The sequence below is a fragment of the Klebsiella sp. C239 genome (assembly GCF_048822715.1).
GTDB lineage: Bacteria > Pseudomonadota > Gammaproteobacteria > Enterobacterales > Enterobacteriaceae > Klebsiella > Klebsiella quasipneumoniae.
This window is the reverse complement of the sequence record NZ_JBMEZK010000013.1, coordinates 66163-91323: the sequence shown is the minus strand read 5'-3', so window position 1 is coordinate 91323 and position 25161 is coordinate 66163. Positions and strand designations below refer to the sequence as shown.

General features: G+C 58.9%; 21 protein-coding genes. 12 read left to right on the top strand and 9 right to left on the bottom strand.

Annotated features, from left to right (window positions below; all coding sequences use genetic code 11):
- Positions 1–222: 222 nt before the first annotated feature.
- From argH to argC, 3 genes are all read right to left on the bottom strand, one after another.
- Positions 223–1596 carry an argininosuccinate lyase gene (gene argH / locus ACOI6Z_RS24525; protein WP_044520936.1) on the bottom strand — a complete coding sequence of 458 codons (1374 nt, stop codon included), beginning with the start codon at positions 1594–1596 and terminating at the stop codon, positions 223–225.
- A gap of 100 nt (positions 1597–1696) precedes the next feature.
- Positions 1697–2473 carry an acetylglutamate kinase gene (argB, locus tag ACOI6Z_RS24520; protein ID WP_085955164.1) on the bottom strand — a complete coding sequence of 259 codons (777 nt, stop codon included), beginning with the start codon at positions 2471–2473 and terminating at the stop codon, positions 1697–1699.
- A gap of 6 nt (positions 2474–2479) precedes the next feature.
- Positions 2480–3484, bottom strand: a complete 1005-nt coding sequence (gene argC / locus ACOI6Z_RS24515; protein ID WP_064158480.1) for an N-acetyl-gamma-glutamyl-phosphate reductase — start codon at positions 3482–3484, stop codon at positions 2480–2482.
- 113 nt (positions 3485–3597) lie between these two features.
- Here argC and argE point away from each other — a divergent pair, with 113 nt between their 5' ends.
- Both argE and ppc read left to right on the top strand, forming a co-directional pair.
- Positions 3598–4749: an acetylornithine deacetylase gene (argE, locus tag ACOI6Z_RS24510; RefSeq protein ID WP_023291537.1), complete on the top strand. Its 1152-nt coding sequence runs from the start codon at positions 3598–3600 to the stop codon at positions 4747–4749.
- A gap of 258 nt (positions 4750–5007) precedes the next feature.
- Positions 5008–7659 (top strand): phosphoenolpyruvate carboxylase, encoded by a 2652-nt coding sequence (gene ppc, locus ACOI6Z_RS24505; RefSeq protein WP_023291536.1) that lies wholly within the window; start codon positions 5008–5010, stop codon positions 7657–7659.
- A gap of 47 nt (positions 7660–7706) precedes the next feature.
- On the opposite strand, the gene zinT is transcribed toward ppc, so the two are convergent.
- Positions 7707–8357: a metal-binding protein ZinT gene (gene zinT, locus ACOI6Z_RS24500; RefSeq protein WP_023291535.1), complete on the bottom strand. Its 651-nt coding sequence runs from the start codon at positions 8355–8357 to the stop codon at positions 7707–7709.
- 69 nt (positions 8358–8426) lie between these two features.
- On the opposite strand from zinT, the gene ACOI6Z_RS24495 reads away from it, so the two are divergent.
- The 3 genes from ACOI6Z_RS24495 (at position 8427) to gldA (ending at position 11394) form a co-directional block, all read left to right on the top strand.
- Positions 8427–9368 (top strand): AraC family transcriptional regulator, encoded by a 942-nt coding sequence (locus ACOI6Z_RS24495; RefSeq protein ID WP_224256479.1) that lies wholly within the window; start codon positions 8427–8429, stop codon positions 9366–9368.
- A 205-nt stretch (positions 9369–9573) separates the two neighbouring features.
- Entirely contained in the window at positions 9574–10236 is a 663-nt protein-coding gene (gene fsa, locus ACOI6Z_RS24490; RefSeq protein WP_044520931.1) for a fructose-6-phosphate aldolase, read from the top strand.
- 54 nt (positions 10237–10290) lie between these two features.
- The gene (gene gldA, locus ACOI6Z_RS24485) at positions 10291–11394 is read left to right on the top strand and encodes a bifunctional L-1,2-propanediol dehydrogenase/glycerol dehydrogenase (RefSeq protein ID WP_032454483.1); all 1104 of its coding nucleotides are present in this window, start codon (positions 10291–10293) and stop codon (positions 11392–11394) included.
- An 89-nt stretch (positions 11395–11483) separates the two neighbouring features.
- Here the strand turns inward: gldA and metF are convergent, their stop codons facing one another.
- Positions 11484–12371 (bottom strand): methylenetetrahydrofolate reductase, encoded by an 888-nt coding sequence (gene metF / locus ACOI6Z_RS24480; RefSeq protein ID WP_023291532.1) that lies wholly within the window; start codon positions 12369–12371, stop codon positions 11484–11486.
- A gap of 194 nt (positions 12372–12565) precedes the next feature.
- Complete coding sequence (locus tag ACOI6Z_RS24475; protein WP_064158481.1) at positions 12566–13507, bottom strand: LysR family transcriptional regulator; 942 nt, start codon at positions 13505–13507, stop codon at positions 12566–12568.
- A gap of 91 nt (positions 13508–13598) precedes the next feature.
- Between ACOI6Z_RS24475 and ACOI6Z_RS24470 the strand changes: the two genes are divergently transcribed.
- Positions 13599–13970: a carboxymuconolactone decarboxylase family protein gene (locus ACOI6Z_RS24470; protein ID WP_023291530.1), complete on the top strand. Its 372-nt coding sequence runs from the start codon at positions 13599–13601 to the stop codon at positions 13968–13970.
- A gap of 38 nt (positions 13971–14008) precedes the next feature.
- Here ACOI6Z_RS24470 and ACOI6Z_RS24465 read toward each other — a convergent pair whose 3' ends face one another.
- The gene (locus ACOI6Z_RS24465; protein WP_044520927.1) at positions 14009–16441 is read right to left on the bottom strand and encodes a bifunctional aspartate kinase/homoserine dehydrogenase II; all 2433 of its coding nucleotides are present in this window, start codon (positions 16439–16441) and stop codon (positions 14009–14011) included.
- A 2-nt stretch (positions 16442–16443) separates the two neighbouring features.
- The gene (metB, locus tag ACOI6Z_RS24460) at positions 16444–17604 is read right to left on the bottom strand and encodes a cystathionine gamma-synthase (protein WP_004203678.1); all 1161 of its coding nucleotides are present in this window, start codon (positions 17602–17604) and stop codon (positions 16444–16446) included.
- A 267-nt stretch (positions 17605–17871) separates the two neighbouring features.
- On the opposite strand from metB, the gene metJ reads away from it, so the two are divergent.
- Positions 17872–18189: a met regulon transcriptional regulator MetJ gene (metJ, locus tag ACOI6Z_RS24455; protein ID WP_002882924.1), complete on the top strand. Its 318-nt coding sequence runs from the start codon at positions 17872–17874 to the stop codon at positions 18187–18189.
- 101 nt (positions 18190–18290) lie between these two features.
- Here the strand turns inward: metJ and rpmE are convergent, their stop codons facing one another.
- Positions 18291–18503 carry a 50S ribosomal protein L31 gene (gene rpmE, locus ACOI6Z_RS24450; protein ID WP_002882922.1) on the bottom strand — a complete coding sequence of 71 codons (213 nt, stop codon included), beginning with the start codon at positions 18501–18503 and terminating at the stop codon, positions 18291–18293.
- Positions 18504–18755: 252 nt separating this feature from the next.
- On the opposite strand from rpmE, the gene priA reads away from it, so the two are divergent.
- The 5 genes from priA to hslU all read left to right on the top strand — a co-directional run bounded on the left by priA (position 18756) and on the right by hslU (position 25155).
- Positions 18756–20951 carry a primosomal protein N' gene (priA, locus tag ACOI6Z_RS24445; RefSeq protein ID WP_064155670.1) on the top strand — a complete coding sequence of 732 codons (2196 nt, stop codon included), beginning with the start codon at positions 18756–18758 and terminating at the stop codon, positions 20949–20951.
- Positions 20952–21101: 150 nt separating this feature from the next.
- Positions 21102–22130, top strand: a complete 1029-nt coding sequence (gene cytR, locus ACOI6Z_RS24440) for a DNA-binding transcriptional regulator CytR (RefSeq protein WP_004203676.1) — start codon at positions 21102–21104, stop codon at positions 22128–22130.
- A gap of 93 nt (positions 22131–22223) precedes the next feature.
- Complete coding sequence (ftsN, locus tag ACOI6Z_RS24435) at positions 22224–23189, top strand: cell division protein FtsN (protein ID WP_071997579.1); 966 nt, start codon at positions 22224–22226, stop codon at positions 23187–23189.
- Between the two features lie 91 nt (positions 23190–23280).
- On the top strand, positions 23281–23811 hold the full coding sequence (gene hslV / locus ACOI6Z_RS24430) for an ATP-dependent protease subunit HslV (protein ID WP_002882918.1): 531 nt from the start codon (positions 23281–23283) through the stop codon (positions 23809–23811).
- 9 nt (positions 23812–23820) lie between these two features.
- Complete coding sequence (gene hslU, locus ACOI6Z_RS24425) at positions 23821–25155, top strand: HslU--HslV peptidase ATPase subunit (protein WP_002882917.1); 1335 nt, start codon at positions 23821–23823, stop codon at positions 25153–25155.
- Positions 25156–25161 lie beyond the last annotated feature (6 nt).

Genomic DNA, 25161 nt, shown 5'->3' with positions numbered 1-25161 from the left:
ATAGCATAGCAACGAACGATTATCCCTATCAAGTTTTCTGTTCAATAATACGCCCATAAAGACGGTGAACCTGTGAAAACCACTGACCCGTCACACTGTTTCTCTACCCGAACAACTAAAGCCAACGTGAACTTTTGCGGACCTTGCGTCCGCTTTTTTTTTTGCATAAAAAACCCGGCGTCGCTGGACTCGGCCGGGTCAGGGAAGGCAGATATCTGTGGATTAGCTCAGACGGGCCTTCGCCTCGTCGATAGCCTGCGCCACCTGCTGCGGCGAGACGCCGCCTTTTGCCGCGCGTTTATCAAGGCAGGACTGCAGCGACAGGATCGGATAAACATCGTCCGCAATCACCGGGCTGAATTTCTGCAGGTCGGCCAGGGCCAGCGCTTCCAGCGGTTTCCCTTGCGCAATGGCTTCAACCACCGCTTCACCGACAATATGGTGCGCCTCGCGGAACGGTACGCCTTTCGCCACCAGATAATCCGCCAGCTCAGTGGCGTTGGCATAGCCCTGCTGCGCCGCTTCCGCACAGCGCGGACGTTTCACCTGGATGCCATCCAGCACCAGGGTCGCCATATGCAGGCAGTCGAGCCAGGTATCCAGAGCGTCGAAAAGTCCCTCTTTATCTTCCTGCATATCTTTGTTGTAGGCCAGCGGCAGCCCTTTCAGGGTCATCATCATGCCGGTCAGCGCGCCCTGCACGCGGCCGCATTTGCCACGGATAAGCTCCAGGGCGTCCGGGTTTTTCTTCTGCGGCATCAGCGAGGAGCCTGAGGTTACGCGGTCGGAAAGCTCGACGAAATTCGCTTCGCCAGAGTTAAAGAAAATCAGATCTTCCGCAAAGCGCGACAGATGGACCATGCCGATAGAGGCATCGGAAAGCAGCTCCAGAACATGGTCGCGGTCGGACACGCTGTCGAGGCTGTTGCGGGTGGCGGAGGCAAAGCCCAGCCAGCCGGCCAGCTGCTCGCGGTCGATTTCATACGCCGTTCCCGCCAGCGCGCCGCAGCCCAGCGGGCTAACGTCGAGGCGCTTCAGCGCGTCCTGCAGGCGGCTTTCATCGCGCGCCAGCATTTCGACATAGGCCAGACACCAGTGCGCGAACGTCACCGGTTGGGCGCGCTGCAGGTGGGTGTACCCCGGCATCACCGCGTCCTGGTTCTGCTGGGCCGTCTCCACCAGCGCGCTCTGCAGCTGGCGGTTCGCCGACAGCAGTTCGACAACGGTATCTTTGCACCACAGTTTAAGATCGGTAGCGACCTGGTCGTTACGGCTGCGGCCGGTATGCAGTTTCTTGCCCAACTGACCCACTTTGTCGATCAGTTTGCCTTCCACCCAGCTGTGAATATCTTCAGCATCGCTGGCGAGGATTTGCTGCGGATTGGCGCGCACCTCTTCCAGTAGCACGTTCAGCGCTTCTTCCAGCTGCTGTTGTTCATCGGCACTCAGAACGCCGACCGTTACCAGCGCTTTCGACCAGGCGACAGAGCCAACGATATCCTGCTCCGCCAGACGATAGTCGAAGCGCAACGAGTCGTTGAACTGTTTGAACCGTTGATCTGCTGCCTGTGTAAAACGCCCGCCCCAAAGTGCCATAACATGCTTCCTTTATTCGTTAGTTCCGCCGGTGGCGTTGTGCCTCCCCGGCCTACGGTCTTGTAAGCCCGGCAGACAACGCGCCGCCGGGCATGAAATCTTAAGCCAGAATACGTGTGCCGATAGGCGTGCCGTTAAACAACGCCGGCAGCTGCTCGGCGTGACGCCAGGAGGCGATATCCACCGGACGGCCCAGAGCACGCGCCGCGTCGAGGGCCGCATTCACTTTGACAATCATGCCGTCAGTGATAATCCCCTGCTCGATCAGCTGCTCCGCTTTCTCGGCGGTCATCTCGGCAATACGCTGCCCTTTACCGTCGAGGATACCGCTGACGTCAGACAGCAGGATCAGATCCGCCCCCAGGGTAGCCGCCAGCGCCGTCGCCGCCTGGTCAGCATTGACGTTCATCAGCTGGCCCTCGTCGGTCACGCCGATAGAGCTCACCACCGGCAGGTAACCGCCCGCCAGCAGGGTGTTGATCAGCGTCGGAGAGCCCGGCTGCGCCAGCCCGACATGGCCCAGCTCAGCATCCAGCTGTGTCACCTTCACGCTATCGCCATCGCCGAGGAACAGGCCGACAGAGGCCAGACCGTGCTTTTTCGCCCACGCCAGCAGCGTCTTGTTGGCGGTTCCCGCCAGCGCGCCGGTGATGATGTCGATTTGCTCAGCCGGCGTCACCCGCAGACCATTTTTCTTCTGCACCGGCAGATTGAGCTGCTTCATCAGCTCATCCACCACGCAGCCGCCGCCATGGACGATAATCAGCGGACGCTGGTGCGCTTCACGGTAATTGACCAGCGCGGTAAACAGACGCTCCAGCGCTTCTTCGCTATCGAGTAATACGCCGCCGAGTTTGATAATTAATGGGTTCATCATCACACCTTAAATAAGAGACTGCGTCTCAGCGAAGCCGAAACGAATATTCGCGCACTGCACCGCCTGCGCTGCGGCGCCTTTCAGCAGGTTATCTTCTGCCGCGACGACGATGAGATGGTCGTCCTGCACGGCAAAACCGATATCACAGAATGGCAGACCTTCGACGCTTTTCAATGCGGGCACGCCTTTATCATATAAACGTACCAGCGGTTTATCGGCGTAAGCCTGCTGGTAAACCGCCGCGATCTGCGCATGGCCAACGCCCGGCTTCAGGCGGCAGGTAATGGTTTCCAGAATGCCGCGCTTAAAATTACCCAGATGCGGGGTAAAAATCACCTTCGCTCCGAGGTGGCTGGCAATCTCCGGCTGATGACGATGGTTAAAGATGCCGTATGGCTGCAGGCTGACTTCACAGAAGCTGTTGCCGATCGCGGCTTTGCGTCCCGCGCCGCTCACCCCGCTGGTGGCGTTGATCACTGGCCACTGGTTGAGATCCAGCAGACTGGCATCAATCAGCGGCTTCAGCGACAGCTGCGCCGCCGTCGGGTAGCAGCCAGGCACCGCAATTAACTGCGCTCCTTTAAGCGCATCCGCGCTCCACTCCGCCAGACCATACACCGCCTGTTTGAGCAGGTCGGGATGCTGATGAGTGAAACCATAATATTTTTCGTAGAACGCCCCATCGTTAACGCGGAAGGCACCGGAGAGATCGAACACCACGCAGCCGGCGGCAAGGAACTGCGGCGCCAGATCGTGACTCACTTCGTGCGCGGTGGCGAGAAACACCACGTCCACGCCAGCGCTGAATTCGCTGATATCGGACATCGGCTGCAGCGGCATATCGACAATGCCTTTGAGCTGCGGATGCAGGTCGGAAATTAATTTTCCCGCATCATTGCTTTGCGCGGAGACCGTCAAAGCGGTTATGTTCATATGCGGATGACGATTGATATAGGTCACCAGTTCTGCGCCGGCATAACCACTGGCACCCACAATCAGCGTATTTAACATTGGAAGCGCATCTCCTTACATTCGATGGGTTTTCTTACGCTCAACGATATTGTATTTTTATTCACAATAAATGCATGAATATTGATACTATCACGACCCAAGGTGTGTCAACAATGAAAAACAATTTACCGCCCTTTATCGAGATTTACCGCGCGTTGATCGCCACACCGTCCATCAGCGCGACCGAAGAGGCTCTCGATCAGAGCAATGAGTCTTTAATCAATTTGCTGGCCGGCTGGTTCCGCGATCTCGGCTTTAATGTCGAGGTACAGCCGGTGCCGGATACGCGCCATAAATTCAACCTGCTGGCCAGCACCGGACACGGAGCCGGCGGCCTGCTTCTCGCCGGGCATACCGATACCGTGCCGTTCGATGACGGCCGCTGGACGCGCGATCCGTTCACCCTTACCGAACACGATAACAAGCTCTACGGCCTCGGCACGGCCGATATGAAAGGCTTCTTCGCCTTTATTCTCGACGCCCTGCGCGATGTCGACGTCACCACGCTGAAAAAACCGCTGTATATTCTGGCCACCGCCGACGAAGAGACCAGCATGGCCGGCGCGCGCTATTTTGCCGAAACCACCCGGCTGCGCCCCGACTGCGCCATCATCGGCGAGCCCACCTCCCTGCAGCCGATCCGCGCCCATAAAGGACATATGTCCAACGCGATCCGTATTCAGGGCCAGTCCGGCCACTCCAGCGATCCGGCGCGCGGGGTCAACGCGATCGAGCTGATGCACGACGCCATCGGTCGGATTATGCAGCTGCGCGATTTGCTAAAAGAGCGCTACCACTTCGAGGCGTTCACGGTCCCTTACCCGACCCTCAACCTCGGCGCCATCCATGGCGGCGATGCCTCAAACCGTATCTGCGCCTGCTGTGAACTGCATATGGACATCCGCCCGTTGCCGGGGATGACCCTCAACGACCTCAATGGTCTGCTGGACGAGGCGCTGGCCCCGGTCAGCGAACGCTGGCCGGGCCGCCTGACGGTCTCGGAGCTGCATCCGCCGATCCCCGGCTACGAGTGCCCGCCGGACCATAAGCTGGTGCAGGTGGTTGAGAAACTGCTTGGCGCCCAGACCGACGTGGTGAACTACTGTACCGAAGCGCCGTTTATCCAGACGCTGTGCCCAACGCTGGTTCTCGGCCCGGGCTCGATCAATCAGGCCCATCAGCCTGACGAGTTTCTGGAGACGCGCTTTATCAAGCCGACGCGGGAGCTGATTAGCCAGGTGGTTCACCACTTCTGCTGGCACTAAAATCGCCCTCTTTTTCCGCCCCGCTCTCCCGGGGCGGAACGGTGACGATCGTCACATTTCCATAAGCGATGCTTATCCAGCGCCCCCTGAGTTAAATTTCGCAAATTACGGGTATTTACTCGTTTGCTGAAGCGATTTCGCAGTAATTGACGTGGGGGTATTTACGTGGCTTTATAAAAGACGGGTTGCTTATCCGTTGCTCACGTTCCAGCGCAGCGGATATAACAAAATAAAATGAGATGGGGTGTCTGGGGTAACATGAACGAACAATATTCCGCATTGCGTAGTAATGTCAGTATGCTCGGCAAGGTGCTGGGCGATACCATCAAGGATGCATTGGGAGAAAATATTCTTGATCGTGTCGAAACTATCCGTAAGTTGTCCAAATCTTCACGCGCCGGCAACGAAGCTAACCGCCAGGAGCTGCTGACCACGCTGCAGAATTTGTCTAACGACGAACTGCTGCCGGTGGCCCGTGCCTTCAGCCAGTTCCTGAATCTGGCCAACACCGCTGAGCAGTACCACAGCATTTCGCCGAATGGCGAAGCGGCCAGCAATCCGGAAGTCATTGCGCGCACCCTGAGAAAGCTCAAAGACCAACCCAATCTCAACGAAGACACCATCAAAAAAGCGGTGGAATCTCTGTCCCTGGAGCTGGTGTTAACCGCCCACCCGACCGAGATCACCCGCCGGACGCTGATCCATAAAATGGTGGAAGTGAACAACTGCCTCAAGCAGCTGGATAACAAAGATATCGCGGACTACGAGCACCACCAGCTGATGCGCCGCCTGCGCCAGCTGATCGCCCAGTCCTGGCATACCGATGAAATTCGTAAGCACCGCCCTTCCCCGGTCGATGAAGCCAAATGGGGCTTCGCGGTGGTGGAAAATAGCCTGTGGGAAGGGGTGCCTAACTACCTGCGCGAGCTGAACGAACAGCTGGAAGCCAACCTCGGCTATCAGCTGCCGGTGGACTTTGTCCCGGTGCGTTTCACTTCGTGGATGGGCGGCGACCGCGACGGCAACCCGAACGTGACCGCCGATATCACCCGCCACGTGCTGCTGCTCAGCCGCTGGAAAGCGACCGATCTGTTCCTCAAAGATGTGCAGGTGCTGATCTCCGAGCTGTCGATGGTGGAGTGTACTGACGAATTGCGCGCCCTGGCCGGCGCCGAGGGCGCTCAGGAACCGTACCGTTACCTGATGAAAAAACTGCGCACTCAGCTGATGGAAACCCAGGCCTGGCTGGAAGCGCGTCTGAAAGGTCAGAAGCTGCCGAAACCGGCGGGACTGATCACTCAGAACGAGCAGCTGTGGGAGCCGCTATACGCCTGTTATAAATCGCTGCAGGCCTGCGGCATGGGCATTATCGCCAACGGCGAGCTGCTCGACACCCTGCGCCGCGTGAAGTCTTTCGGCGTACCGCTGGTGCGTATTGATATCCGTCAGGAAAGCACCCGCCACACCGAAGCGCTGGGCGAAATGACCCGTTACCTCGGGATCGGCGATTACGAAAGCTGGTCAGAAGCCGACAAACAGGCTTTCCTGATCCGCGAACTAAATTCCAAACGTCCGCTGCTGCCGCGCCAGTGGGAGCCAAGCGAAGAGACCCGCGAAGTTCTCGACACCTGTAGAGTGATCGCCGAGGCGCCGCGCGGATCGATCGCCGCCTACGTGATCTCGATGGCCAAAACGCCGTCCGACGTGCTGGCGGTTCATCTGCTGCTGAAGGAGGCCGGGATTGGCTTTGCCCTGCCGGTGGCCCCGCTGTTCGAAACGCTGGATGACCTGAACAACGCCAACGACGTCATGACCCAGCTGCTGAATATCGACTGGTACCGCGGCTTTATCCAGGGCAAACAGATGGTCATGATCGGCTACTCTGATTCCGCGAAAGACGCAGGCGTGATGGCCGCCTCCTGGGCGCAGTACCAGGCGCAGGACGCGTTGATCAAAACCTGTGAGAAAGCCGGGATCGAACTGACGCTGTTCCACGGTCGCGGCGGCTCCATTGGCCGCGGCGGCGCGCCGGCCCACGCCGCGCTCCTCTCACAGCCGCCGGGAAGCCTGAAGGGCGGCCTGCGCGTTACCGAGCAGGGTGAGATGATCCGCTTTAAGTACGGCCTGCCGGAAGTCACCATCAGCAGCCTGTCGCTCTATACCAGCGCGATCCTCGAAGCCAACCTGCTGCCGCCGCCGGAACCAAAACCGCAGTGGCGCGACATCATGGCCGAGCTGTCCGACGTGTCGTGCAAGATGTATCGCGGCTACGTGCGTGAAAACAAAGATTTCGTGCCTTATTTCCGCTCCGCCACTCCGGAGCAGGAGCTGGGCAAACTGCCGCTGGGTTCGCGTCCGGCAAAACGTCGTCCGACCGGCGGCGTCGAGTCGCTACGCGCCATTCCGTGGATCTTCGCCTGGACCCAGAACCGCCTGATGCTTCCAGCCTGGCTGGGCGCTGGCGCTGCGCTGCAGAAGGTGGTTGAAGGCGGAAAACAGAGTGAACTGGAAGCGATGTGTCGCGATTGGCCGTTCTTCTCCACCCGCCTCGGCATGCTGGAGATGGTTTACTCGAAGGCCGACCTGTGGCTGGCGGAGTACTACGATCAGCGCCTGGTGAAACCAGAGCTGTGGGCGCTGGGTACCGAGCTGCGCAAGCTGCTGGCTGCCGATATCAACGTCGTGCTGGCCATCGCCAACGACTCTCATCTGATGGCTGACCTGCCGTGGATCGCCGAGTCTATCCAGCTGCGTAATATCTATACCGACCCGCTGAACGTCCTGCAGGCGGAACTGCTGCACCGTTCGCGCCAGGCTGAAGAAGAGGGCAAAGACCCGGATCCGCGCGTTGAACAAGCGCTGATGGTCACCATCGCCGGCGTCGCCGCCGGTATGCGTAACACCGGCTAATCGCTATCTTTCCCCCGGCCGCCCGGCCGGGGGATTTTTCACCCGTTCTAGTGGTGCAGCATCTCATCAACGATCTGCTCTTTATGCAGCGCATACGGATAATAGGTCGGCCAGTTATCCATCTCTTTCAGCAACGCTTCCTGTGATTCATTGCCCATGAAAATATGGAAATGCTGCGATTTACGCGGGCCAATGATGTGGTCGCTGAACTGGACATATTTTGGCGCGCTGGCATCGCCCTGCTGGCACTCGAACAGATAACGTACGCCCTTCTTACCGGAGGCGTAATGCAGGATTTTGTAGCCTGAATAGCGGTATTTGCAGCTGTTGACGGTCTCGCCAATGTGGAACTCAATCACGTCATCTTCAATGCCAATCTGTTCCACATCGGTGGCGTAGCCCTTCTTATAATAGGCGCGATACTCCTCCACGCTCTTGCCGCCGGGCTTTTTCGCCTTCTGCTCCAGCACCGGATCGAGATCGCCGTTGAGCAGATACGGGTTCACCGACTGCCAGACGCCCTCCCAGTCGCTCAGCGCGCGGTCCTGCACATCTTTATCCGCAAAAATGCCTTCGCTGGCCTGACGCTCCACTTCGGTTAGCGCCGGCCCATGGCTATGGTTGCCGTGGGCGAACGCCTGGGCGCTGGCTAGCGCCATGCCGAGTCCCAAGGCCAGCAGGGGGATCTTTCTGGTCATTACTCTCTCCTGAGTTTGCTATCAATGGTGACAAATTGTTACGATATAACATATCGTAACTGAGAAGCAATAGCGACAGGCTGGCGCTTTTACCGCTGGAATAATGTCCGGTATGATGAAAAGGGTGATGCGCGGGGCGGAACAATGATGGACAACGATATCAATCAACTTATTGATGCATTGCTAAAAAAGCAGACCAGCCTCGGACGGGTTTATTTCGCCGGCGAGACGCGCTCGCCTGCTGAACCGGTGGTGCAGGTTGATTTTCCCCGTCTGAATATCCTCCTCGATGGGCAGCTGCGCGACCAGGCGCTCGGCGATAACGCCCCGCTCCTGGAGGCCCATGACGTGCTCTATATTCCTGGCGATAGCTGGAACTGCCCACAGTGGCAGGCGCCCTGCCTGCTGTTAAGCATCCTGTTCGCTAAGCAGCAGCTGGAGTGCTCGCTGCAGCGCTGGAATGGCAAGACGATCGCCGTTGTTGAAAAGCTACAGGCGCTGCGTCGCGGGCCGCGCGTCGGTTCCTTCCTGCTGCAGGCGCTCAACGAGATCCGGATGCAGCCGCAGGAGCAGCAAACCGCCCGCAGCATCGTCATCAGCCTGCTCAGCCACTGCCATGATCTTCTCGGCAGCCAGGCGCAAACCTCCTCGCGCAGCCAGGCGCTGTTCGAGGCAATCCGTCAGTACATCGAGGTCCATTACGCGGAGCCGCTGAGCCGGGAATCGGTCGCCCAGGCGTTCTATCTCTCTCCCAACTATCTTTCCCATCTGTTCCAGAAATGTGGGCCAATGGGCTTCAATGAATATCTAAACCACATTCGTCTCGAACAGGCCCGTATGCTGCTGAAGGGCCACGATATGAAAGTGAAAGACATTGCCCACGCCTGCGGCTTCGCCGACAGCAACTACTTCTGCCGCCTGTTCCGCAAAACCACGGAACGCTCGCCGTCTGAATACCGCCGCCAGTACCATAGCCAGCTGACGGAAAAATCGTCCGCGGCAAAGAACTAGATTTTTGTGTGTTAAACCTGACTTTTGTGCGCGCTATAGTTTCCTGCCATCCCAGCCAGCGTCGATAAATGTGATCTAAATCATCCTTAATCGCGATGCGTACATTTATCCAGTTTTTGGCAAATTTGTCATCTGGCGATCCTTCGAACGAAAGCCGTATGCTTACCTCAACGACAGCACCGAATTAAGCATTGAGGAAAACGCTATGGAACTCTATCTGGATACCGCCAACGTCGCCGAAGTGGAACGCCTGGCCCGCATCTACCCGCTGGCCGGGGTGACCACCAACCCGAGCATTATCGCCGCCGGTAAAACCCCGGTGTGGGATGTACTGCCGCGCCTGCAAAAAGCCGTTGGTCCGGAAGGGATTCTGTTCGCGCAGACCATGAGCCGCGATGCGCAGGGCATGGTGGCAGAAGCCAAACGCCTGAGCAACGCCGTGCCGGGCATCGTGGTCAAAATCCCGGTCACCGCCGAAGGCCTCGCCGCTATCAAGATGCTGAAGAAAGAAGGCATCCCGACCCTTGGCACCGCCGTCTACAGCGCTTCACAGGGTCTGCTGGCCGCGCTGGCTGGCGCAAAGTACGTCGCGCCTTACGTTAACCGCGTCGACGCTCAGGGCGGAGACGGCATCCGCATGGTGCAGGAACTGCAATCCCTGCTGGAAATGCATGCGCCCGAAAGCAAAGTGCTGGCGGCAAGCTTCAAAACGCCCCGTCAGGCGCTGGATTGCCTGCTGGCTGGCTGCGAAGCAATCACCCTTCCACTAGATGTAGCGCAACAAATGCTCGGCACCCCTGCGGTAGAGTCAGCTATAGAGAAGTTTGAACAGGACTGGAATAACGCCTTTGGCACGCTGAACCTGTAACCGGACCCGCGCGCCGCCTGCGGGCGGCATCACGGTCATCGAGGAGGAATCGAAATGGATCGCATTATTCAATCACCAGGCAAATACATCCAAGGCGCAGGCGCCATCAAGCGCCTTGGCGACTACCTGAAACCGCTGGCCGAACGCTGGCTGGTCGTTGGCGATAAATTCGTGCTGGGATTCGCGGAAGAAATGCTACGCAAAAGCCTGGCTGACGCCGGCCTGGCGGCGGAAATCGCGCCGTTTGGCGGTGAATGTTCGCATAATGAAATCAATCGCCTGCGCGATATCGCCGGCAGTGCGAAATGCACCGCCGTGCTGGGGATCGGCGGTGGTAAAACCCTGGATACCGCGAAAGCGCTGGCCCATTTTATGAAGGTGCCGGTGGCGATCGCCCCCACCATCGCCTCCACCGATGCGCCGTGCAGCGCGCTGTCGGTGATTTACACCGACGAAGGCGAGTTCGACAGCTATCTGATGCTGCCGCACAACCCTAACATGGTCATTGTCGATACGCAGATCGTTGCTGGCGCGCCGGCTCGCCTGCTGGCCGCCGGGATTGGCGATGCGCTGGCCACCTGGTTCGAAGCCCGCGCCTGCTCACGCAGCGGCGCCACCACCATGGCGGGCGGGAAATGCACCCAGGCGGCGCTGGCGCTGGCCGAGCTGTGCTACAACACCTTACTCGAAGAGGGTGAAAAAGCGATGCTGGCCGCCGAACAGCACGTGGTCACTCCGGCGCTGGAGCGGGTGGTGGAAGCCAACACCTATCTGAGCGGCGTCGGTTTTGAAAGCGGTGGCCTGGCGGCAGCCCACGCGATTCATAACGGCATGACGGCCATCCCTGACGCCCACCACTATTATCACGGTGAAAAAGTGGCGTTCGGCACCCTGACGCAGTTGGTGCTGGAAAACGCGCCGGTGGAAGAGATCGAGACTGTCGCCGCGCTGTGCCACAGCGTTGGGCTGCCGATCACGCTGGCGCAGCTGGATATCAAAGGCGACATCCCGACCAAAATGCGCCTGGTGGCGGAAGCCGCCTGCGCTGAAGGCGAAACCATCCACAATATGCCGGGCGGCGTCGACGCCGACCAGGTCTACGCCGCGCTGCTGGTCGCCGACCAATATGGCCAGCGCTTCCTGCAGGAATGGGAATAATCCAGAGCAAAACACCCGGCGTCAGCCGGGTGTTTTTTTATGTTTATCAGCCGGACGCGTCGCCCACTGACGGCGGAAACGGCAAGCACTCAGGCCGGACGCACGCCCAGCGTATGACAGATGGCGTAGCTCATTTCGGCGCGGTTAAGGGTGTAGAAGTGGAAATCTTTTACCCCTTCCCGACTTAAGATCTTCACCATGTCCATGGCGATATTCGCCCCCACCAGCTGCCGGGTTTCGGCGTCATTATCCAGCCCTTCGAACATTTTCGACATCCACACCGGGATACGAACGTTGGTCATATCCGCAAACTTTTTCGCCTGTTTAAAGTTGGAAACCGGCAGGATACCCGGAATAATTTCCACGTCGATGCCCGCCGAGACGCAGCGATCGCGAAAACGCAGGTAGCTTTCCACATCGAAGAAGAACTGGGTGATCGCGCGGTTGGCGCCTGCCTCGACTTTGCGTTTCAGGTTGAGCAAATCCGCCTGCGCGCTTTTCGCTTCCGGATGCACTTCCGGATACGCGGCGACGGAGATATCAAAATCCCCCACCTCTTTCAGCAGAGTGACCAGATCGGCGGCGTACATCTCCGGTTTACCGCTGCCCGGCGGCAGGTCGCCGCGCAGAGCGACGATATGGCGGATGCCGTTGTTCCAGTAATCCTGGGCGATAGTGCGCAGCTCATCGCGAGTAGCATCGATACAGGTCAGGTGCGGCGCCGCTTCCAGACCGGTTCGCTCTTTAATACCTTTGATGATGCTGTGGGTGCGATCGCGCTCGCCGGAGTTCGCGCCATAGGTCACCGAGACAAACTTCGGTTTCAGACTGCTCAGGCGATCGATGGATTTCCACAGGGTTTGCTCCATTTCACTGGTGCGCGGCGGAAAGAATTCAAAGGACACATTAATCTGGCCCTGGACTTCCGCCAGGCTCTGATTCAGGGCTTCCCGCTGATTGGCGTGAAAAAAGCTCATACCTTACCTCATCAATCGCATGTAATGGCTGTTGTATTGCGAACTTCTATACGTTTAGACGTCCAGATGTAAAAATGACGGAAAAGCGCCCGGGCGTCAATAGAAAAATCTGCGTAAAGAGTGAGGAAAAGGCTGCCAACATGAAAAAACTTCATCTACCGGCGCTTTGCCAGCCGAAAGAGCCCGCTCTGCGGTCAACATGGGGTAGAACGATATTCAGCATGAGACGAGCGAGTCGTCAGGTGATCATCCAGCAGTGAGAGCCATTGCTGCACGGCTCCTGCCTGGTGAGGCGCATAGATCACCCCAAGGCTTAACGGCATGCTGTCGCCTTCAGCGACAGGACAGAACACTACCCCCTGACGCTGGATCGCGGAAAAGGACGCCGGCAGGAGGATCATGCCTTCCCCACGCGCGATTCGCGCCAGCAGCACATCATGTTCGGCGGGCTCTTCCACATAAGCGGGGGTATAGCCAGCCCGGTCGAAAATGCGCCGCGTGTAGTCAAAGAAATCGGGGTTACGCTCGCGTTTAAACCAGAACAGCGGCCGATGATTGAGCGCGCTTAGCGTTAACGCTGGTATGACGGCTTCCGGCCAGGAGGCTGGCACTGCCGCGATGAGCGGCTCCTGATACGGCAATGGATGCAGGTGCAGCCCTTCAGTATTGAGCGGCAGCGCGACCAGCGCCGCATCGAGTTTGCCTTTGCGCACCTGCTGCGCCAGCGCCGGTGAGGCGTGGCGGGTGATATGCAACCCGCGGGTATGTTCGCTCAGCTCAGATTCAACAGCAGCGAAAATGCCTTGTTCGAAGGCGGTGGTCACGCCCAGACGCAGAGACGGCGGCGAGTGAACGGAGAGCTCACTCAATGCCGCCAGCGTGCGTTCCTGGAGCGCCAGCATGGGCCGAATGATCGCCAGCACCTCTCTGCCCGCGTCGGTAAGGATCAGGCCTTTGCTATGGCGCTGAAACAGCGTCACCCCCAGCTGCGCTTCCAGATAGCGCATATGGCGACTCAGCGGCGGCTGCGAGATAAATAACCGCTGCGCCGCCCGGCTGATGTTATTTTCCTCCGCCACCACGGCAAAGGCACGCAGCAGGCGGATATCAAGAGAATGTAATCGCGAAGTTGTCATACTGAAAAGGTATCACGAAAAGGGTATTACTCAAGTCCGGTAAACTTCCCTACCCTTCCTCTCAACGCATCATCACAGAGAGGAAAAAACGATGTCCAGCGAACGTTATACCACCGGTCAGGAAATGCTTCAGCGCGTGGACGGTAGCGGCGGGGAGGCCGTCGTCAACAGCCTGCGGGATATCGCCCCCGACTTCGCCCGCTATCTGATTGAGTTCCCCTTCGGCGATATTTACGCCCGGCCAGGGCTTGATTTGCGTAGCCGGGAAATCGCCACCATCGCCGCGCTCACCGCGCTGGGTAACGCCGAGCCGCAGCTGAAAGTGCATATTGCTGCGGGATTAAATGTCGGTCTGACGCAAGAGGAAATTACGGAAGTGATCATGCAGATGGCGGTCTACGCCGGATTCCCGGCGGCGCTAAACGGCCTGTTTGCCGCTAAAGCAGTTTTTGCGGCGCACTAACAAAAAAGACCAGGCCGCGCCTGGTCTTTTTCCCGGGACTACAGCAGCTGCGCCAGACGGTTAATATCCGACTGGATCGCCCCGGCGGTCACATCGCGCCCGGCGCCGGGCCCGCGGATCACCAGCGGATTATCGCGATACCAGCGGCTTTCGATAGCGAACACGTTATCGCACGGCAGCAGCGCCGCCAGCGGGTGCTCTTCGCGTACCGCTTCCACGCCGACGCGTGCTTTGCCGTTGGCATCAAAACGCGCCACGTAGCGGAGCACCAGCCCCATCTCGCGGGCCGCCTCCAGGCGCTGCAGCATCTGCTCGTTCAGCTCTTCGCCATTCTCAAAGAAGTGATCGACCGAACCCTCTTCACAGTGCGCCGGGACCAGTGATTCCACGCGCACCTGATCCGGCTCGATGTCGTAACCCGCTTCCCGCGCGAGGATCACCAGCTTGCGCATCACATCTTTACCGGACAGATCGACGCGCGGATCCGGCTCGGTCAGACCCTGCTGCCACGCCTGATCCACCAGGTCGGTGAACGGCACGGTGCCATCAAACTGCAGGAACAGCCAGGAGAGCGTTCCCGAGAAGATACCGCTCAGGCCGAGGATGGTATCGCCGCTGTCGATCAGGTCGCGCACCGTATGGTTCACCGGCAAGCCGGCGCCCACGGTGGCGTTATACAGCCAGTGGCGCCCTGTCTTCTCAAACGCGTCGTGGATCTGGCGATACTTATCGCTGCTGCTGGCCCCCGCCAGCTTGTTGGCGCTGATCACGTGGAAGCCATGGCTGGCGAAATCAAGATACTGGTCTGCCAGCCGCTCGCTGGCGGTGACGTCCAGCACCACTAAATCATCATACGGGTGCGCGCGCATCCACAGGAACAGCGACTCTTCATCTTGCTCCACCGCTTCATCGTTGAAGAAAGCCAGCGCCCGGCTGGCGTCCAGCCCGTCGTAGTTCAGCAGACTGCGTTTACTGTCGACCACGCCAGCGAGCACAAACTCAAAGCCGGTGCGCGCCGAGAGCGTGGTTTGTTCACGGGCGAACAGCTCCAGCCAGCGGGAACCGATGTTCCCTTTGCCGAACAGCATCAGGCCGATACGCTTTTCGGCACGAAACAAGGACTGGTGCAGCCCCTGGATCAGGCTTTCCGTCGGCCCGGCGCGCAGGACGGCCACCAGGCTGATCCCCTCTTCCGACTGCCAGGTGAACTCCACCGGCTGCCCTTTCAGCTGCTGCCAGAAACGGTGGCAGTGCAGTGGGTTGCGGGTGACGCCCGCGCCCACCATCGCCACCAGCGCCAGCTTCTGACGCAGACGCAGCTCGCCCGGCAGACCTGCCTCATCGAGCAGCTTCAGCGCGCTGTCGGCCACCTCGGAGGTATAGCAGAACTGCAGCAGTTTGCGGTCGGCATGGACGCCAACGGCTAACGGGCGCAGCTGGGCGCGTTTGAGCAGGGCGTCCAGCTCTTTATGCGCCAGTTTGAAATCGTGACCGGCCGGCACCTGAAACTCCACCAGGCAGACATCGTCATGGCTGGTGACAATCCGGGCGCCAGTACCGGAGGCCAGCACGCGCTCAATGCGCGTGGAACCCTGTTCCGGCGTATAGCTGCAGCGTAACTGCAGATCGATATCGCTGGCGGAAACCGGCTGTAGCGTGCGGGCATGGAGCACCGGCGCGGCCAGACGCGCCAGCTCGCTGGCTTCGTCCAGACGCAGCAGCGGCAGCAGACAGGCGTCTTTCACCTTGCGCGGATCCGCGCTGTACACCCCGGCGACATCGCTCCAGATAGTGACGCGGGAAGCGCCCGCCAGCGCGCCGATCTGGGTGGCAGAGTAGTCAGACCCGTTACGGCCCAGCAGGACGGTTTCACCGGCCTGGTTGCGGGAGATAAAGCCGGTCACCACCAGACGCTTGTTAGGATGCTGCGCCATCAGCTGCTGCAGCAGTGGATAGGATAACCCTTCATCCACCTGCGGCTGCGCGGCGCGTTCCGCGCGCAGGAACGCGCGCGCGTCCAGCCAGGCGGCTTCCATTCCCAGCTGGTTGAGAACCGCCGCCATCAGGCGCGCGGACCACACTTCCCCATGGCCGACCACTTCCGCATAGACCGCTTCGGAAACCCCGCCGTCCAGCAGACCAGCCAGACGCTCAAGGTCGTGGATAAAGGCGGCGATCAACGTATCCGCCGCCGCAGGTTCCACCAGACCGCCAATCAGCTCGGTGTGATAGCGGCGAAGCGACTGCTGAACCTGATGCGCAGCAAGGCGATCGCTCTGGCTAAGCTTAAGCCAGCTGATCAGCTGGTTGGTGGTGCTGCCAGCGGCGGAGACGACCATCATGTCCCCCGCCTGCGAATACTCCTTCATGATCCCCGCGACGCGCAGGTAACATTTCGCATCCGCTAAACTACTCCCACCAAATTTGTGCAGCTGACGACCCTTCGCCCCTGCCTGCGCAATCACACTCATCTTTATTCCTCGTTTGCTGCCCGGAAGCCATTTTCCAGGTCGGCAATTAAATCTTCACCATCTTCGATACCGGTCGAAATACGCAGGAGCGTTTCTGAAATTCCGGCGGCGGCACGCGCTTCAGGCGCCATGCCGGCATGCGTCATCGTTGCCGCATGGGAAATCAGGCTTTCAACGCCCCCCAGCGATTCCGCCAGTGTAAACAGCGACAGCCCGCTCAGGAAGCGGCGCAGCGTCTGCTCGTCACCGTCCAGCTCGAAGCTTAACATTGCGCCAAAACCTTTTTGCTGACGCGCCGCAATTTCATGCCCCTGGTTTTCCGGCAGCGACGGATGATACAGCTTTTTCACCAGCGGCTGGGTTTTCAGATACTCGACGATCGCCAGGGCATTACGTTGCGCCACTTCCATGCGTGGAGAAAGCGTCCGCAGCCCGCGCAACAGCAGATAGCTGTCGAAGGCGCTGCCGGTGACGCCAATGTTATTCGCCCACCATGCCAGTTCGGTGACAGTCGCCGGATCGTTGGCAATCACCACCCCGGCCACCACATCAGAGTGACCATTAAGGTATTTAGTACAGGAGTGCAACACCAGATCGGCGCCCAGCGCCAGCGGGTTTTGCAGCGCCGGACTCAGGAAGGTGTTATCGACCACGCTGATCGCCCCGGCTTCGCGCGCCAGACCACAGATTTTCGCAATATCCACCACCCGCAGCAATGGATTACTTGGGCTTTCGACCAGCACCAGCTTCGGTTTTTCCGCCAGCGCCGCCCGCAGCGCCTGCTCATCGTTTTGATCGACGAACTGAACGCGATAGCAGCCGCGCTTCGCCAGGCTATCGAACAGACGGTAGCTGCCGCCGTAGCAGTCGTGCGGCGCCACCAGCAGATCGCCAGGCTTAAGGAACACCGTCGTCACCAGCAGGATCGCCGACATACCGGTATTGGTCAGCACCGCGCCAGCGCCGCCCTCCAGCTCCGCTAAAGCGCGCTGCACCACATCACGCGTCGGGTTGCCGCGGCGTGAATAGTCGTGAGCACGAGGTTCATTAAAGTCGGTGAAGTTATAGGTACTGGAGAGGTGGATCGGCGGGACAACGCAACCGTACTGCTCGTCGTCATTTAAACCGCTACGCACTGCGATGGTGGCCTGTTTACGCGTCATGTTGGGAAGTTCCTGGGCTGAATCGGTGAAAAGTCAGGCTTCAGAGTAAACATTGTCACAATAGACGTCAATACATCTGGACATCTAAACTTCTTTGCGTATAGATTGAGCAAAGTGCAAATAGCCGTTAAAATTATATGCATTAGCGCACGTCGGCGGCGGCTTATCTCATGTCAGAAAGCCCGCGCATACGGTAAACTACGCGCGATTATAGCCCGGGCGGAATATTCTGGCCCTTCACTAATAAACAGAGGATTAAGGTATCTCATGGCTGAATGGAGCGGCGAATATATCAGCCCATACGCTGAGCACGGTAAGAAGAGTGAGCAAGTAAAGAAAATTACGGTTTCCATTCCTCTGAAGGTGTTAAAAATCCTCACCGATGAACGCACGCGTCGTCAGGTGAATAACCTGCGTCACGCGACCAACAGCGAACTGCTGTGCGAAGCGTTCCTGCATGCCTTTACCGGACAACCGTTGCCTAACGATGAAGACCTGCGTAAAGAGCGCAGCGATGAGATCCCGGAAGCGGCGAAAGCGATTATGCGTGAACTGGGTATCGACCCGGATACGTGGGAATACTGAGACGATAAAAAGGGCGGAAGCACGCTTCCGCCCTTTTTCTTTCCCGCCCAGGCAGGCGAGAGACACAAAAAAGCCGCCCTGAGGCGGCTTCTTCTGGCAACTTACTTGCTGCCCGGGATGCTGAAGCGCTTGTTGAAGCGGTCAACACGGCCACCGGTAGCAACATCACGCTGTTTGCCGGTGAAGAACGGGTGGCATTTGCCGCACACGTCGAGGTTCAGGTCGTGACCTACGGTGGAGCGGATTTTCATGACATTACCGCAAGAACAGGTAGCAGTAATTTCGTCGTAATTTGGGTGAATACCTTTTTTCATGGGAGAACCTCAGTTAAGGCCGCGTCGCTCTTCCAGCCCTAACGCCAGACACCACGCGATATTAGTAATTTCCCGTCGCCCTCTACGCTGTTGACAGCGTGAAGCACGCGGTAATGGTCAATCTTCAATGCGATATAAAGCGCATCAAAGGCGGCGAATCATACAGAATTTGACCAGCATATGCAAACTGATCCGCGCCGCCTTATCGTAATGTGTATACTATCCCGCCAGATTTCAAGTCAGGAAGATGACATGCCCGTCGCCCACGTTGCCCTACCCGTTCCGCTACCGCGCACTTTTGACTATCTGCTGCCTGAAGGCATGGCGGTCAAAGCGGGCTGTCGGGTGCGGGTGCCGTTCGGCAAACAGGAGCGGATCGGTATTGTCGCGGCGGTCAGCGAACGCAGCGAGCTGCCGCTGGACGAGCTAAAACCGGTCGCGGAAGCGCTGGACGACGAACCGGTCTTCTCCGGTACCATCTGGCGGCTGCTGATGTGGGCGGCTGAGTATTACCATCATCCGATTGGCGATGTGCTGTTCCATGCGCTGCCCATTCTGCTGCGCCAGGGCAAACCCGCCAGCGCGACGCCGCTGTGGTACTGGTTCGCCACCGAGCAGGGGCAGGCCGTCGACCTTAACGGTCTGAAACGCTCGCCGAAGCAGCAGCAGGCGCTGGCGGCGCTGCGCCAGGGAAAAATCTGGCGTCATCAGGTTGGCGAACTGGAATTTAATGAAGCGGCGCTGCAGGCGCTGCGCGGCAAAGGGCTGGCGGAGCTGGCCTGCGAAGCGCCCGCCCTCATCGACTGGCGCAGCGCGTATTCGGTTGCCGGCGAACGCCTGCGTCTTAATACCGAGCAAGCCACCGCCGTCGGGGCGATCCACAGCGCCGCCGATCGCTTCTCCGCCTGGCTGCTGGCGGGTATTACCGGCTCAGGGAAAACGGAAGTCTATTTGAGCGTGCTGGAGAATGTGCTGGCGCAGGGGCGCCAGGCGCTGGTGATGGTGCCGGAGATCGGTCTGACGCCGCAGACCATCGCCCGCTTCCGCCAGCGCTTTAACGCGCCGGTGGAAGTGCTGCACTCCGGACTCAATGACAGCGAACGTCTTTCGGCCTGGCTGAAGGCGAAAAACGGCGAAGCGGCCATTGTGATCGGCACCCGCTCCTCGCTGTTTACCCCGTTTAAAGACCTCGGCGTCATCGTTATCGACGAAGAGCATGACAGCTCCTACAAGCAGCAGGAGGGCTGGCGCTACCATGCCCGCGACCTGGCGGTATGGCGCGCCCACAGCGAACAGATCCCGATTATTCTCGGCTCGGCGACGCCGGCGCTGGAGACCCTGCATAACGTCCGCCAGGGCAAATACCGCCAGTTAACCTTAAGCAAACGCGCGGGCAATGCGCGCCCTGCCCAGCAGCACGTGCTCGATCTCAAAGGGCAACCGCTGCAGGCGGGTCTGTCTCCCGCGCTGATTAACCGTATGCGCCAGCATCTGCAGGCGGATAACCAGGTGATCCTGTTTCTTAACCGCCGCGGCTTTGCGCCAGCGCTGCTGTGCCACGACTGCGGCTGGATAGCGGAATGTCCGCGCTGCGACAGCTACTACACGTTGCACCAGGCGCAGCACCATCTGCGCTGCCACCATTGCGACAGTCAGCGCCCTATCCCGCGCCAATGTCCCTCCTGCGGCTCCACGCACCTGGTGCCGGTGGGTATCGGCACCGAACAGCTGGAGCAGGCCCTGGCGCCGCTGTTCCCTGACGTGCCTATCTCGCGTATCGACCGCGATACCACCAGCCGCAAAGGGGCGCTGGAGGAGCATCTCGCCGCCGTCCATCGCGGCGGGGCGCGTATTTTAATTGGCACCCAGATGCTGGCCAAAGGCCACCACTTCCCGGACGTCACCCTCGTCTCCCTGCTGGACGTCGACGGGGCGCTGTTTTCCGCGGATTTCCGCTCCGCCGAGCGTTTCGCTCAGCTCTATACCCAGGTCTCCGGGCGAGCGGGACGGGCAGGAAAACAGGGCGAAGTGATCCTGCAAACCCACCATCCTGAACACCCTCTGCTGCAGACCCTGCTGTATAAAGGCTACGACGCCTTCGCCGAACAGGCGCTGGCAGAGCGGCAGACAATGCAGCTACCGCCGTGGACCAGCCATGTGCTGATTCGTGCGGAAGACCATAACAACCAGCAGGCGCCGCTGTTTTTACAACAGCTGCGCAATCTGCTGCAGGCCAGTCCGCTGGCCGACGACAAGCTATGGGTGCTCGGTCCGGTTCCGGCGCTGGCGCCGAAGCGCGGCGGCCGCTGGCGGTGGCAGATATTGCTGCAGCATCCTTCGCGGGTACGCCTGCAGCATATCGTCAGCGGTACGCTGGCGCTGATCAATACGCTGCCGGAGGCGAAAAAAGTGAAGTGGGTGCTGGATGTCGATCCTATTGAAGGGTAAGCCTTCTCTTGCGAGCCGGATCGAAAAATTTAACAAGCATCACGTTTTTCATGAAAATTCTGTAACTCACTGCCGCGACTATCTGATAAAAATGATGCAGCAGTTAGCGCGCAAGGGAAATGCCAGCGCCATTCAGCGAGGAGAAACCAGGTGAAGCCCAAAAAACAAGTGGTTGCCGCCACCATGAAAGACGTCGCCTTAAAGGCAAACGTTTCCACGGCAACCGTGTCCCGAGCGTTGATGAACCCTGATAAGGTGTCGCAAGCCACCCGTAACCGGGTCGAGCAGGCGGCGCTGGAAGTCGGCTATTTACCGCAGTCGCTCGGACGCAATATGAAGCGCAACGAATCGCGGACGATCCTCGTGATCGTCCCGGATATCTGCGATCCCTTTTTTAGCGAAGTGATCCGCGGTATTGAAGTCACTGCCGCCGAGCACGGATATCTGGTGTTAATCGGCGATTGCGCCCACCAGAATCAGAAAGAAAAAACCTTTATCGACCTTATCATCACCAAGCAGATTGACGGCATGGTGCTGCTCAGCTCGCGCCTGCCGTTTGACGCCAGCGTGGAAGAGCAGCGTAATTTGCCGCCGATGGTCATGTCGAACGAGTTCGCGCCGGAGCTGGAGCTGCCCACCGTCCACATCGATAACCTGACGGCGGCTTTTAACGCGGTAAACTATCTTCACGAGCTGGGACACCAGCGTATCGGCTGCATCGCCGGCCCGGAAGATATGCCGCTGTGCCATTATCGCCTGCAGGGTTACGTGCAGGCGCTGCGCCGCAGCGGTATCACCGTTGATCCGCACTATATCGCTCGCGGCAACTTTACCTTCGAAGCTGGCGCCAATGCGCTGGAGCAGCTGCTGTCGCAGCCGGTACCGCCCACCGCGGTCTTTTGCCATAGCGATGTGATGGCGCTGGGCGCCTTATCGCTGGCGAAACGCCGCGGTCTGAAAGTGCCGGACGACCTGTCGATTGTCGGCTTCGATAACATCGCGTTGTCTGAATTTTGCGATCCGCCATTGACCACCGTGTCACAGCCGCGTTTTGATATCGGCCGTGAAGGAATGCTGCTATTACTTGAGCAAATGCAGGGTCATAACGTGAACAGCGGCTCGCGCCTGCTCGATTGCGAACTGATTGTTCGCGGCAGTACGCAAAAAATCAGACGATAACCATCAGGCTTTCGGGCCTGCTCTTCTGGTCAAAGGCCCGCCGCTTAAGTAACATGGCGGGCTGACGAACGAATATAAGACAGCGAAACGATAGTGGCACAACGAGATTATGTACGCCGCAGCCAACCGGCTTCTTCGCGGCGCAAAAAGAGCACTACCCGAAGCTCAAGGAATAAGCAAAGCAGCCTCCCGGCAATTTCACCGGCTATGGTGGCGATCGCGGCGGCTGTGCTGGTGGCCTTTATCGGTGGACTCTATTTCATTACGCACCATAAGAAAGAAGAAGCGGAAGCGATGCAAAATCGCCAGGCCGCCGGCAACGGCTTGCCGCCAAAACCGGAAGAGCGCTGGCGTTATATTAAAGAGCTGGAAAGCCGCCAGCCGGGCGTTCGCGCGCCGACCGAACCGACCGCCGGCGGCGAAGTGATGAAACCGGAGCAACTGACCGACGAACAGCGTCAGCTGCTGGCCCAGATGCAGGCCGATATGCGTCAACAGCCGACTCAGCTGACCGAAGTGCCGTGGAACGAACAAACGCCGGCCCAGCGCCAGCAGACGCTGCAGCGCCAGCGTTTAGCGCAGCAACAGCAGCAGGCGCAACAGCAACAGTGGGCGCAAACTCAGCAGCAGACCGTGCAGCAGCCGCCGCGCGTTCAGCAGCCGAAGCCGGTCCAGCAGCAACAGCCGAAGCAGACCGCGTCAAACCAGCAGCCGTACCAGGATCTGCTGCAGACGCCGGCGCACACTACGACTACGCAGCCGCGCGCGCAGGCCGCCGCGCCGGTGACTCGAGTGGAGGAAGCGCCGAAAACGACCGCCGAGAAAAAAGACGATCGTAGCTGGATGATCCAGTGCGGCTCCTTTAAAGGCGCCGAGCAGGCCGAAACCGTCCGCGCTCAGCTGGCTTTCGAAGGGTTTGCCTCGCACATCACCACCAACAACGGCTGGAACCGCGTGGTCATTGGCCCGCTGAAAGGCAAAGAAAGCGCCAACGAGATGATCACCCGCCTGAAGATGGCTGGACACGCGAACTGCATTCGTCTCGCCGCCAGGGGTTGAAACCCTCAAAATCCCCCCCATCTATAATTGCATTCGGCCCCGCGGACAGCGCGGGGCCCCTGTTCCGCTTTTGCAACCAAGGGGTCTGCTCGTGACTACAATTGTAAGTGTTCGCCGTAACGGCCATGTTGTTATTGCCGGTGATGGCCAGGCCACGCTGGGCAACACCGTAATGAAGGGCAACGTGAAAAAAGTGCGTCGTCTGTACAACGACAAAGTGATTGCCGGTTTCGCTGGCGGCACCGCCGACGCCTTCACGCTGTTCGAACTGTTTGAACGCAAACTGGAAATGCACCAGGGCCATCTGGTGAAGGCCGCCGTTGAGCTGGCTAAAGACTGGCGAACCGATCGGATGTTGCGCAAGCTGGAAGCGCTGCTGGCCGTCGCGGACGAAAACGCGTCGCTTATCATCACCGGTAACGGTGACGTGGTACAGCCGGAAAACGATTTGATTGCTATCGGCTCCGGCGGTCCTTACGCCCAGGCCGCGGCCCGCGCGCTGCTGGAAAACACCGATATGGGCGCGCGCGATATCGCCGAGAAAGCGTTGGATATTGCAGGCGATATTTGCATCTATACCAACCATTTCCACACCATCGAAGAATTACCTTCTAAAGCGTAAGGATCTCCCATGTCTGAAATGACCCCACGCGAAATTGTCAGCGAACTGGACAAACACATTATCGGCCAGGACGCCGCCAAGCGTTCTGTTGCTATCGCCCTGCGTAACCGCTGGCGCCGGATGCAGCTTAACGAAGAGCTGCGTCATGAAGTCACGCCGAAAAACATTCTGATGATCGGCCCAACCGGCGTCGGTAAAACCGAAATCGCTCGTCGTCTGGCGAAACTGGCCAACGCGCCGTTTATTAAAGTTGAAGCGACGAAGTTCACCGAAGTGGGCTATGTCGGTAAAGAAGTGGACTCTATCATCCGCGATCTGACCGATGCGGCGATCAAAATGGTTCGTATGCAGTCCATCGATAAGAACCGTTACCGCGCGGAAGAGCTGGCGGAAGAGCGCGTGCTTGACGTGCTGATCCCACCGGCGAAGAACAACTGGGGCCAGACTGAGCCGTCGCAGGAACCGTCTGCGGCGCGCCAGGCGTTCCGTAAGAAACTGCGTGAAGGCCAGCTGGACGATAAAGAGATTGAAATCGATCTCGCTGCGGCGCCGATGGGCGTTGAAATCATGTCCCCTCCGGGCATGGAAGAGATGACCAGCCAGCTGCAGTCCATGTTCCAGAACCTCGGCGGCCAGAAGCAGAAACCGCGTAAGCTGAAAATCAAAGACGCGATGAAGCTGCTGATTGAAGAAGAAGCGGCCAAACTGGTCAATCCGGAAGAGCTGAAGCAGGAAGCCATCGACGCTGTTGAGCAGCACGGTATCGTCTTTATCGACGAAATCGACAAAATCTGTAAGCGCGGCGGCAACACCTCCGGCCCGGACGTCTCCCGTGAAGGCGTACAGCGCGACCTGCTGCCGCTGGTGGAAGGCTGCACCGTCTCCACCAAGCACGGGATGGTCAAGACCGACCACATCCTGTTTATCGCCTCCGGCGCGTTCCAGGTGGCCAGCCCGTCCGATCTGATCCCGGAACTGCAGGGGCGTCTGCCGATCCGCGTTGAGCTGAAGGCTCTGACCACCCATGACTTCGAGCGCATCCTGACCGAACCGAACGCCTCCATCACCGTGCAGTACAAGGCGCTGATGGCGACCGAAGGGGTGAATATCGAATTCACCGAAGACGGTATCAAGCGTATCGCTCAGGCCGCATGGCAGGTAAACGAAACCACCGAGAACATCGGCGCGCGCCGTCTGCACACCGTGCTGGAGCGCCTGGTGGAAGATATCTCCTATGATGCCAGCGAGATGAACGGCCAGACCGTCACTATCGATGCCGAATATGTGAGTAAGCACCTGGATGTTCTGGTGGCAGATGAAGATCTGAGCCGTTTTATCCTATAATCCGGT